Origin of the sequence: Dyadobacter bucti (genome assembly GCF_005869225.1) — a bacterium.
GTDB classification, from domain to species: Bacteria; Bacteroidota; Bacteroidia; order Cytophagales; family Spirosomataceae; genus Dyadobacter; species Dyadobacter bucti.
In genome coordinates this window covers 39,995-52,377 of sequence record NZ_SWFP01000017.1, presented here as the reverse complement: position 1 = coordinate 52,377, position 12,383 = coordinate 39,995, and the positions used below count along the sequence as shown (strand labels likewise).

Below are 12,383 nucleotides of genomic sequence, written 5' to 3'. Positions count from 1 at the left end.
GCCAACATTCTCGTTACTTCCTGCTTAAACTCAGCATCATAACTCTTTCGGGTTTTGCTCTCTTTCTGAACTCCCATTTTGCATCATGTTGTGCAAAAATGTGTGCCGCTTTCGGGAGCCACCTCAAGGAACTGAAATAAGTCACTTATCTCATAAATCCCTCATTTTCTAGACACTGTAATGCAGGGCGACCGCCGAAACATTGCGAATTGCAAGTTCCGACGGTGCGAAGCCCTTATGTTAGTACTTCCTCATTGCGCCCTCAAATATTTCACTGGGTCGGAAACAGCGGCTTTTAGTGCATGACCAAGTACTGTTGCGGTGGTAATAATGGCCATTGAGGCAACCGCTGCGAGAAATAGCCAACCGTTAATCTGGATCCGGTGCGCATACTGCTGCAACCAGCCAGAAGCCAGCCACCAGCCAAGCGGAGCGGCAAATACAAAACCGATTGCCATTAGCCTGCTGAACTCCTTTCCAAAAATCCATAACATTTGTGCCGTACGTGCGCCAAGTATCCGACGGATACCAATCTCTTTCGCACGGGTTTCAGCCATAAAAGTCACAAGGCCATACAGACCAAGACAGTTCATGGCAATAGCAATGCAGGCAAAGATCTGCGCGAATCCGGCCAATAGATTTTCCATCTTCGTGAATGACTTCATAAGTCCTTCGACGGACGAGGATTTGTACAGCTGATCAGGCATAACTTGATCCCAGGTACTTTGTATTGCTTTTTCAGGCAGCTTTTGTTGGCTTGAAGTGAAAGTAAGCACTGCCATCGCCGTGTGTTTGAGATCGTGGATTAAGGTAGCCGGGACTATCGGAGAATGTAAGTCGCCACTTCGGAAATCTTTCACTACCCCCACAATGGTTCGGTCCGCATCTTTGATCCGCATCCGCTTACCGATGATCTGGGCCGGTGAAGAAAGACCTAGTCTTTTTACCATGGATTCATTTACCAGCACCTGTTGTCCGGTGGTGTCAGCCGTTTCGAAATTGCGGCCTGCGACAAGTGTCAGCCCAAAAACCCCAAGATATTTCTCATCAACAGCCCTAACCCGGGTTTCGAATGGCTCCGGTTTATTTGCCGTGTGATAACTAAAAGATGCGGGACGATTGTACTGTGATGCCGGTGGATCGCTTGCGAAGGTGATCGATTCAACGCCCGGTATGCGTTGCCATCCGCTTAACAACCTTTCATATTGGACCGGCGCCTGCCGAGGAAGCCATATGGCGAGCATCCCGTCGTGACGAAATCCCCAATCTATCTTTTGAATGTGGCGCAGCTGTGTGGTTATCACCAAAACGACGATCAAAAATAATTGGGTCAACAGAAATTGACCTGTTATGAGCGTCCTGCGGATATTCAGTCCACCGGCTCCGCGACCTAACCGACCAGCGAGTGCTTTGGCAGGATTGAAACCAGAGAGCACCATCGCCGGATAAAACCCGGAAAGCACAGTAACGCCAATTAATAGCGGCAAAAACCAGAGTAATGCGCTAGGTTCTACCAGGTCCAAAATTCCAATAGACGGTTTAAGCGTTTCGTCCTGATCATTGAGGGTTTGGTTCACAAGAGGCATCGCAAGCTGTGTCAGGACCAACGCCACTGCCACCGAAAGCAGGGTGATCAGGCCGGTTTCGATCATAAATTGTTTTAAAAGCTGAAACAGGTTACTGCCAACAACCTTGCGGACACCCACTTCCCGCGAACGTTGTAACGCTTGTGCCGTGGCCAAATTGATATAATTGATGCAGGAAGCCCCTACCAGTAGAAGACCAACGGCGACCAAAGCATACAGTACTCCCCTGGGAGCCATTCCACTACGCTGGTGGTTCAGCTCTGCCAGTGGAAGAATATGGTACGAAAAGTGGCTCAATTCGGCTGGCGGCAAATGCTTCTTTTTGATGGCCCGCAAAGCGCCAAGCAGTTGGTCTGTATTTGAACCATCACGCATGAGCACAAAACACATGCTTTGAAGGCCCAGCCAATCCTGTATGCCAGTCTGCGATTCGAGTACGGGAATTGTAGCATAGGAAATGAGCCCGTCATAACGCAGTTGTGTATTTGCCGGGGGATTTTTAATAATTCCCGTTACCGTGAGATCGACGCGGTTGTCGAACCGAAGCGTTTTTCCTACCGCTTGGGTTGTATTAAAGTATTTTTCGGCATATCGCTCGCTGAGCACGATTGTATTTGGAGTAGATAGCGCAGTTTTAGGGTTTCCACTGACCCATTCTACGCCGAAGAGATCGAAGTACTGGGGCTCGGTATAGCACATATTTCGGGCTTCATTAAATTTTTTCGCCCATCCCCCTTTTCCGTTAGGGACGCTGATCATCCGGCCAAAGATGGTTTCCAGTCGCACAGCACTTTCGACAAACGGATAAGTTCGGCGCAGAACGTCTGCCAATGGCCTGGGAGCAGCATCCGTCTGCCTTGTCGATTCCCTGTGGACATCAGTTACCACCCAATAGGAACGATCGACATGCGGATGATACCGATCAAAGGTCAGCATATAATTGACGACCAGAAAAATCACCAGACCGCTGGCGAGCCCGATGCTCAGGTTTGCGACGCGGATGATGTTTACCTGTTTTTCACGCCAGATGCGGCGCCATGCAAATGAAAGGAAATGTGCGAGCATAAGAGTTGTTTTTGTTTTATGCTAAAACAACTTTAATATATAATTATACTTTATATAAAGTTACTTTTTGGATATTGAGATCGACAACTCCTGCAAATGGAATTAGAGGATACAATTTCCTTAAACAGATGCTAAAAAAGTCAAAAAGACCTCGGACTTGAAATTGTAAAGCCAATTCACGCCAGGGCGCTTTTAAATGCCCATTTCAGCGTTCTGATGATGTATACTGAGTTATTGAACACCCTCTGTCAAGCAACAATCGGAACTTGATATATACGCTCAGAAAGGCAAAAAAATGGAGCGTTGGAGTAACAGCCAGATTAAAGTCTGAAAGGTTCGGAGTTACCAGGGATTTTAAAAATCAAAATCAGATAATCTCTACTAAAGACTACAAAGCAAATTCTCTGGTAAATTTTGGTAGAGCATTATGGGTTGAAAGAAAGTTCCAGATTGCCGCAAATTTTGGACGTTTTATGAAGCAGATACAAACCAGTAAGGCCCAAAAGGCATGATCGCTATGTGAATGTCTTTTGGGTTTGAACTTTAGTACATTTTCCTTTATTCGGTCCGTAAACTCTTTACAGGATTCATCAGCGCAGCTTTAAGGCTCTGAAAACTTACCGTCAATATAGCAATGGCAATGGCCAGAAATCCGGCAAGAACAAATACCCACCACGAAATATCGACGCGGTAGGCGAAGTTGTCGAGCCATCGACTCATGGCGTACCAAGCAATGGGCGAGGCAATCAGAATGGCAATGGCGACCCAGGCAATAAATTGGCGCGACAACAGAAACAGGATTTCGGAAATACTGGCCCCTAACACTTTACGAATGCCAATTTCTTTGGTGCGCTGCTCGGTAATGAAAACGGCCAGACCAAACAAGCCCAGGCAGGCAATAAAGATGGCCAGGGCCGAAAAGACTGTTGCGATGATACTCGTATTTTGTTCCGCTTTGTAAAGTCGGGCCAGCCGCTCATCTGAAAACGAATAGTGACATTGTTCCGCTTTTTCGAACCGTCGCCAGGTTTCTTCTATGTAATCAATCGCGCTTTTTGTGGCATTAGGCTGAATTCGGATGTTTAAAATACTGGCGGCTTGCCGGACGGGACTGAGGTGAAATACCAGCGGACGAACCTGGCGGTGGAGCGATTCATAATTGAAATCTTTTATAACACCAATGATTTTATACGTTTTAGGGCCATTTACATCGATTTCGGTGACTACCTGATCTAACGGATCGTTCGTCTTAAACGCTCTTAATGCCGCTTCGTTGATGACCACAGCGGTGCTGTCGGCCAGCCGATCGTCAGAAAAGAATCGCCCGACTTTAAGTGGCACCGCAAACGTTTCCGCGAAATCCGCATCGACATCTAGAAACTGGCATAAAACAGGATCATTACCTGACCGTTTTCCAAACAAATAAGCACTTCCCGGAATACCGTTTGCAAATAATAGGGATGAGTTGCTGGCCGATAGTATGGCTGGATTTTTCAATAGTTCGGCTTTAAACGGTTTGAGTTTATCGCCCAGCACCTTCGCATTATCAATAGAAAGCAAGTGCTCTTTGTTGAATCCCAGGTCTTTATGCTGAAGATACCCTAATTGGTTTCGGATGATGATCATACCCAGAATTAGCGTAATGGATATCGAGAACTGAGTAATCACCAGCAGGCTACGTAGCGAGGATTTTCTTTTTTGTATGCCCGATTTTAAGACCTCGACCGGCCGAAAAGACGATAAAAAGAAGGCCGGATAACTTCCCGCCAGCAGACCTGCTATGAGCGTAAAAGCAAGTAGCGCCGGAATGGCATATGCATTGGTTAAAAGTGGAAGTGTCAACTGCCGGCCTGCTACCTGGTTGAAGGCGGGAAGCATGAGTTGTACCAAGACCAACGCGATGATAACCGAAAGGCTGGTCAGCAATATGGATTCCGTCGTAAACTGCCCAATTAGTTTTAAGCGACTCGAACCGATGACTTTTCGAATGCCTACTTCTTTGGCGCGTTTCTCGGAACGGGCTGTCGATAGGTTGACGAAATTGATGACGGCAATCAGCAGAATAAATAACGCCACTGCCGAGAAAATATACACATACACACTGTCGCCAATTCGGATATCACCCCACTCGGTATTGGGGTCGATATTGTATTGGCGTTTTGCGTGGAGATAAATGGATAATAACGGTTGCATGCGATACTCAAATACATTGCCGTTGGCCAGAAATTGCTTCATGGAAAAGCCCAATGCTTTTTCGATCTCAGGTCCTAAGCGTTCGAGAATGGCTTGCTGCATTTTGCGCTCGACCCGTGTAGGATCCGCCCCTTCTTTGAGAACAATGTATGTGGAGTAATCCCCTTGCAGCCAGTCTTGTTGATCAACTTCGGGATAGGTCGACATCGATAAAAGGAAATCGCAACGGAAATGCGACTTTTCAGGAAAGTCTTTCATGACACCCGTAATCTGATAGGAATTTGTCCCATCAACCAGAAACGATTTTCCCGTCGGGTTTTCCGACCCGAAGTATTTGCTGGCCATGGTTTCGGTCAGGACAATGCTGTTTGGGTTTTTGAGAGCAATCGATGGATTGCCATGAAGAAAGGGAAGCGTAAACACATCGAAATAGGTGGAGTCAACAGCATAGATTCTGTTTTCCTTGAAAATTTTGTCTTTATACCGCAAATCGTGTCCGCCAAAGTAGCCGATGCGTGTTTGGGTCAGCACTTCTGGGAACAGCTGCACCATTGTAGGGCCAGCCGGAGGTGCCGTCTTGGAATTGTTCGCTTCTTCATTGTTAATCGAACTGTGAACGTACAGCCGATACGTCCGGCTGGCTTTTTTATTGAATGTATCGAAGTTTAGCTCATCGAGAATGAATAGGAACAACACGATGGAACAGGCGATCCCCAACGAAAGTCCGATGATGTTGATAGCCGAAAAGCCCTTATTGGTGAGCAGGTTACGGTAAGCTATTTTGATATAATTTAGTAGCATAGCGTACTTATTAAAAGAGGAGATGTATATGGTACTTAGTAGCGTTGACCAGTCATTACGGGGTGACCGACGGGTCGAGGTTTCATCCGTTGTTTTCACCTTGCCAGAAAAGCCCATTTCAGGGCTATATTATTCTCTCCTGTAATTCGGAACAAAAAAAGTACCAATTGTCTAAATTCGCTCTTATTTGCGTCTGATGTGGTTTTTTGACAGATTGCTTGCTAGCTATTCGTCCGATTCCGAACACGTGATGTACCTAAAACGGACGGAAATTGTTGGAGGTAGTTAAATGCGTACCGTCGAGGATATTTATTTAAGATGCCAACCTGCAAAAGGTTTAACTGTCGCACAGTTTGGCCCCCCATCGCTGCCAGTTCCCGGAACACTTGTTTGCAGCATTGAGTTGCCAGTTAATGAATCGATTTCCTTCCAGGTAATGCCTGTTAATGGTATTTTAATCCGTCTCGACCAGATCGTATCAGATTGGCCGGCATATGTTCCGATGTCGATATAAACAAACTTATTATCTGCGGAACCTTATACAAAACTGCCCGACAATTTGGGAAGTTTATCTTTTGATCTATCACCCTTCACCTTAATTGTAAACGTAAAGGTTAGATCGTCGGATGTGGTAATCTGCTTCTGAACCGTTTCATAATTGATACCAGCCCCCTTCTGCAGGCCAAAGACTACGTTTGGCGTGGGTTTAATAAGGATGATTTGGAGTGTTATTTCTGATTCCACCTTTTTTCGAAAAAGTTAGTCATTAATTGGCGTACAACGAACACGTCTCCATGCCGGTGGGTTATTTTGTTCCTTCCGGATTTTCTCGGCGTGCAAAAATCATAGGGCTGACGTATAGCTGACAATCGTCAGTGATTATATTTGTCACCAATTACGCTCTAACGTGGGATACTCGTCAATTACTGATCCTGGTTTAAACCAATCGCACTGATCCAACGTTTTTTAAGACTTTTGTCAACTATTGATAGGACGGCAAGTTAAGCCCTTTATCTTTTCACGTTTCAGCTTTTTAATGTTTCATTTCCAATCACATCTTACAGATTTTTTAAAATCTACTTTAATTGTCTGATCTACCTTTAGGTGAAAGAAGTTAGGTACACGCTTTTACGGTTCCCGAAATCCCTACACCATTGTCTTTTATCCGAATCTATACTTGCTTGTCAATCAGCTGCGTACTTACCCAGATGGCTGGCTGATAATTTGCAGTTTTTCGCTTTTGTCGCTCCAAAACCGCGTAAAATTCGTTGCTGTAAAGGCTCAGAAGTACCCGCTCAATCTCCTGCGGAACAACATTAACTTCATCCAGATCGGGGTCAAAGTCCGTTACTAATTTGCAATTGAATTCCTTGCTTTTGCTACTCTGGCCGGGATAACCCAGGCGTAAATATTCATCGGTCAAGGCATTTAGGTCGGTGGGCAGTCGCTCGCCATTACCGCTCCTGGAATGTTCCAAAATTCCCTTGATAATGCTGCTTGCCCGTCCGCCGTAATGATTGATCTTGTGCAGATTTTCGGCGAGATCATCTGCGATCTCTATGACGTCCTGTGTATGTCCGGCCAATGCTTCTTCTTTTAATTCATCGATCAGCTCTGCTGACACCTCGGAAAAATTATTGACAAAGTTCAGAGGGTTCTGGATTTCGTGGGCAATACCCGCTGTGAGTTCACCGAGACTGGCGAGCTTTTCTTTTTGAATGAGTTGGGCCTGGGTAGTTTGTAGTTCTGTTAACGCATTTTCAACCTGGCCTCGCTGGTAATCGATTTCTTCTTTTTGCCGATGCAGCAGGGTATTGGCACGTTGCTTCTGGCGGTAGTTTCGAAATAAAACAAGCAACAAAACAAATACCGAAGTCAAAATCCCGGCCGCTCTAATCAGCCACCAACGCTGGTTTTGATGTTCTGCTTCTTTAATCAGCTTTTCACGCTCCAATGCAGCTTTTTCCTGCTCACTTTTTTGAATAATGCCCTCTATTTCGGCCATTGAAGGTCGACCTGCCAGATCTTCCTCTTCATTTGCCTTCATAACTGCACGGTATTGTTTGAGATATTTGTATGCCACCATTCATTGCCCGGATTTCTCATAGGCCTCGCTTAAGAGCGAACTTGCTTTTATGGGTAACTCCTGCATCATAAGGGTGGATGAGCCTGCATACGCCGGTTATCCGTAGGCAATACTTTCTTTCAGATTCCCTAATGCCAAATAGCATTGCGCTATGTAGAGATTCACAAAATTAAAACCATTTTTGGTATAATTCCTCTTATGTAAGCTTCATTGGCAAGATGGAAATGAGGTATTGCTTCCTTGGGCTGACCCTGATACATGAGTATCTCTCCCCGGATCTCATGATCTAAATATTCATTTTTATACCCCCACTTATTCGCCATGTCATGTGTTTGATATGAAGATTGGCCTCTTTGAAATTCCTAAGTTTAATATTCAGCTAACTAAGGTTGGTGATAGCATATATCGCTGTACGCGGATAGTTGTTAGATATGGTCCACGAAGTGTATGGCTTTGATATAATAACTAAGCGATTTTTATACATCGTTAAAGCATTAAACGCATAGCCTATGTCTATCAAAACCTCCGGAGCGAGCTGCGCATCACCGGATTGTTCAAGCAGGGGATTAGCTTTAAAAAGGCATGCAAGCCCCAATGCATATTGATTTTGGTTGGCATACAAATATCCCAGCAACAGCCTCCAACCCTTGGGTTCCATATTCCATTGACTTTAAAGCTTTAAAAATACTTTTCGACCGTGTCCGGAATTATGCGGTATCAAAACTTGGGGATCTGATTGAAAACCGCGTCCCGCAACACATCAAGGCTTCATGATCTAATTCAAGCTTTCACGGTACTGTATGGGAGACATGTTGGTCTTGTTCTTGAACAGCTTATGAAGGGATTGTGGATATTCAAAGCCCATCTGATAGGCAATTTCACTGACTTGTAGGTTCGTAGTTGCCAATAACTGTTTTGCCTTTTCGATCACCCGGGCGTGTATATGCTGCTGGGCAGTTTGTCCTGACATTGTCCGCAGCATATCGCTGAGATAATCGGCGGACACATTCAACTCCTTGGCGACCTGTTGTACAGTCGGTAGCAGTTTCTGCGATTCCAGAAACCAGTTTAGCACACCTTCCAATCGGACCAGGATTTCGTCATTGGCCACTTTACGCGTGATAAACTGACGGGCATAAAACCTGCTGCTATACTGCAGCAAAAGCTCAATGTGGGCAACCATCACTTCGTGGCTGAATTGGTCGATGCTGCTTTGATACTCGGCCTCTATGCTGACAAAAAGATCCTTGATCTTCTCCTCTTCCTGCTCCGACAAATGAAGGGCTTCGTGGAGCTCGTAGGAGAAAAAGCCCAAATTCCGGATTTTGGTACCCAGCGAAGTGCCTGCAATGAAATCCTGGTGAAACATCAGCGTCATGCCACCCGGCGGCTTGGATCCAGGATCCAGTTTCATCAGCAGCTGGTTCGGAGAAATAAAGGCCATCATCCCTTCGTCAAAATCGTAATGGCGATGCCCGTACTTCAACCTGCCGTCATAATCGGTTTTGATGGATATGCAGTAAAAATTGAGGGTAAAATGCTGGAGATCGACCAGGCTGGCGTAATCAGCATGTTCATGCCGGAATACGCTGATCAGCGGATGTTTAGGCTTAGGCAATCCGAGCAGCCTGTGCTGCTCGGATATGGAATTGATGAGGTATGGCTTGTTCATTGATTGAAGTTACAGGGTTTTCATATCAATGACAAAACGGTAGCGGACATCCCCTTTTTGCATACGGTCATAGGCAGTATGGATATCCTTGATATCAATCAGCTCAATGTCGGAAACAATACCGTGCTCGGCGCAAAAATCCAGCATCTGCTGTGTTTCGGGCAGCCCTCCGGCGCCAGACCCGGCAATGACTTTGTTGCCTGTCGCCAGCGAAAAGGAGCTCACCTCCCAAGGCTTGGCCGGCATCCCGACATTAACGTAAACACCGTTGCTTTTCAAAACCGCCAGATAAGGATTTACATCACTGTTGCCCGAAACGGTATCGAGCACAAAGTCGAATGTTTTGAAGGCTGCTTTCATCTGTGCTTCATCCCTGGAAATGATAAAATGATCAGCCCCGAGCTGCGTAGCCGCTTCCTTTTTGCCGGGAGAAGTGCTCAGCACCGTCACCTCTGCACCCAAAGCTTTCCCAAACTTAACGCCCATGTGGCCCAATCCACCTAAACCGACCACAGCCAGTTTATGTCCTTTACCTACATTCCATCTCCTTAGTGGCGAATAGGTTGTTATTCCCGCGCAAAGTAATGGGGCAACTCCGGCCAGGTCGAGCTTTTCAGAAATGCGATGCACGAAGTCTTCATGGACAACAATGGTATTGGAATATCCGCCGTAAACAGGCTGGCCGTCGTGGCCCAGATTATTGTAGGTTTGGACCGGGGCTACACTGCAAAACTGCTCTTGCCCGTTCTTGCAGTCAGGGCACTCCCGGCAGGAATCTACCATCACGCCCACGCCACCCAGATCGCCGATGCTGAACTTTCTGGCATGAGCACCGAGCATACTGATACGGCCAACGATCTCGTGGCCGGGGACCATCGGAAAGATCCCTTCAAACCATTCGTTGCGGGTCAGGTGAATGTCGGTATGGCAAACCCCGCAGTATAGTATTTCGATCTGTACATCGTGCGCGCCGACTTCGCGTCTTTCAAATTGCCAGGGCGCTAGTGGGCTCTCTGCCGTTTGCGCCGCATATCCTTTTGCTGTTATCATCATAGTTGTTTTATGATGCAAACTTAGGGAGCGGCATGCGGCCACAATTATCCAAATCCGGGGAAAAGGTATCCGAATTTCCAACGCTGCTAAGCACACGGTCTATGGCTACAAAATATCAAGATCGCGGGCCACGTAGTAGCTTGGCACCAATGGCCGGAAGCCGGTCTTCTTTCGAAGTTTGGAAATATCCTGAATGCCATGGAAGGGGTCGTTAAGCGGCCCGTCCGTTCCATCAAAGGTATCTGCTGCTTTTCCGACAGAATCAGCCAGTTCGTACAAAGTGATGGGTGCATCGTCGGCTACGTTGAAGATCTCTCCATCCAATCCCTCGGTGGTGAGCAGCAGGACCAGTGCCTGCGTGACATCCAGGTGATGTACCATGTGCATGCGTGAACCAGAGTGCATGTTCAGCTTTTTGATATATGGGATAATTTCGGCGATGTGCGGGTCTTTGTCACCGTAGACAAAGCCAAGACGCAGAATACGGACGTCAAATCCCTGATTTTGCTGCATCCCGATCAATTCCCTTTCTGCGGCGACCTTGCTGGAAGAGTAAGCGCGCGGATCGTTAACATCCACTTGTTCGTCTTCTTTTGCCGGGCGGTGGTATCCCGAACCGTAGACATTAGAGGTGCTGGTAAAAACAAATCGTTTGACTCCGGCTTCGTGTGCAGCCTGCGCTAGTGCGATACTTCCCTCGCGGTTGGTTTTGATGATACCTTCATTATCTGTAAAGGTCCGGAATAACGCGGCAAGATGGATCACGGCATCCATGCCGGAAACGGCCGCTGGCAAGGTCGCTGGTTCAAATAGATCGCCGGTGACAGGTGTCGCGCCGAGTTCTATCAAACTGCCAGCCTTTGCAACGTCCCTGACCAATATTGATACATCATAGCCTTTGGCTATGAGCCGTGGCACTAAACGGCTGCCTACTTTTCCTGTCGCTCCTGTTACTAAAATTTTCATTGTTGAATGATTTAATAATGATAAGGCAAAATTAGGCCGCAGCTGGGCGGACAGCCAATCAATATCAATCCAATAACTATGATTTTCAAACCTTCCGGAAAGTGTTCGGTGTACTACCAGTCAGGCGTTTGAAATAGTTATTAAAATAGGCAGGGTACTCAAACCCAAGCGCGTAAGCGATCTCGGCTACACTCCAGTCACTATGTTGCAACAGTGCTTTTCCTTCTGCAATAATCCGTGCAGATATATGCGCCGAAGTGGTTTTACCCGTCGTTTCCCTGACAGACCGGTTCAGGTAATTGACATGTACGCTTAAATGTCTGGCATAGTCCTGCGGACTGCGTAAGCGGAGCGGATCGTCGCTGCGCTCAATCGGGAATTGCTTTTCGAGCAGGTCAGTGAATTGGTGTGAAATGCGGCTTTCGCCATTTCTAAAGGTAGAGACATGCTGTGCGGGCTGTATTCGAAGGGCCTCGTGGATAATGAGCGTAATGTAGTTTTTGACCAGATCGCCCTTATAAAGATAGTCGCCATCGTATACTGACAGCATTTTCTCGAAAAGGCCAGTCATAAATGCGGCTTGCTCTGCATTAAGTGGTACAACCGGATTTTCGCCGACCCTGAAAAGTGGGGAGTCCTGTAATTCCCGTCCATTGAGGAAGGTTTCAGTAAAGATGCAGGCGTAGCCACTGGTACGGTTGATACGACGAACGAGCGCGTGCGGCACTTGCGGGTTGACGAAAAAGAGTGCGGTCCCTTTAATCTCCAGTAGCTGACCACCATAATTAATGGTCATGTCGCCGTTGACCAAACCCATTTTGTAAAAGTCGCGCCGCCCGGCTTTGACCGGGACTTCTGTTGATTCCGGAAGTGCATGAACTTTAAAACCTGTAAGTCGAAGGTCCACTTCATTCAGTCCGGGTATTCCAGTCGTTTCTTCATTTAGCATGGGGCAAAGTTA

General features: G+C 46.7%; 8 protein-coding genes and 1 pseudogene. All 9 read right to left on the bottom strand.

The genetic code is table 11. From position 1 onward, the window contains the following. Positions 1-251: 251 nt before the first annotated feature. The gene (locus FBF61_RS32395; RefSeq protein ID WP_138485142.1) at positions 252-2,651 is read right to left on the bottom strand and encodes an ABC transporter permease; all 2,400 of its coding nucleotides are present in this window, start codon (positions 2,649-2,651) and stop codon (positions 252-254) included. Positions 2,652-3,209: 558 nt separating this feature from the next. Then, positions 3,210-5,645, bottom strand: a complete 2,436-nt coding sequence (locus FBF61_RS32390) for an ABC transporter permease (RefSeq protein WP_166444678.1) — start codon at positions 5,643-5,645, stop codon at positions 3,210-3,212. Positions 5,646-5,954: 309 nt separating this feature from the next. Beyond that, positions 5,955-6,389 (bottom strand): annotated as a pseudogene (locus FBF61_RS35205) (DUF5990 family protein). Positions 6,390-6,816: 427 nt separating this feature from the next. Next, complete coding sequence (locus tag FBF61_RS35435) at positions 6,817-7,731, bottom strand: sensor histidine kinase (RefSeq protein ID WP_138485140.1); 915 nt, start codon at positions 7,729-7,731, stop codon at positions 6,817-6,819. Positions 7,732-8,110: 379 nt separating this feature from the next. After that, positions 8,111-8,389 carry a hypothetical protein gene (locus tag FBF61_RS32375; protein WP_138485139.1) on the bottom strand — a complete coding sequence of 93 codons (279 nt, stop codon included), beginning with the start codon at positions 8,387-8,389 and terminating at the stop codon, positions 8,111-8,113. 117 nt (positions 8,390-8,506) lie between these two features. Continuing rightward, positions 8,507-9,403 (bottom strand): helix-turn-helix domain-containing protein, encoded by an 897-nt coding sequence (locus FBF61_RS32370; RefSeq protein ID WP_138485138.1) that lies wholly within the window; start codon positions 9,401-9,403, stop codon positions 8,507-8,509. A 9-nt stretch (positions 9,404-9,412) separates the two neighbouring features. After that, on the bottom strand, positions 9,413-10,453 hold the full coding sequence (locus FBF61_RS32365) for an NAD(P)-dependent alcohol dehydrogenase (protein ID WP_138485150.1): 1,041 nt from the start codon (positions 10,451-10,453) through the stop codon (positions 9,413-9,415). Between the two features lie 108 nt (positions 10,454-10,561). Beyond that, positions 10,562-11,422: an NAD-dependent epimerase/dehydratase family protein gene (locus FBF61_RS32360; protein WP_138485137.1), complete on the bottom strand. Its 861-nt coding sequence runs from the start codon at positions 11,420-11,422 to the stop codon at positions 10,562-10,564. 85 nt (positions 11,423-11,507) lie between these two features. After that, on the bottom strand, positions 11,508-12,371 hold the full coding sequence (locus tag FBF61_RS32355; RefSeq protein ID WP_229215326.1) for a helix-turn-helix domain-containing protein: 864 nt from the start codon (positions 12,369-12,371) through the stop codon (positions 11,508-11,510). Positions 12,372-12,383 lie beyond the last annotated feature (12 nt).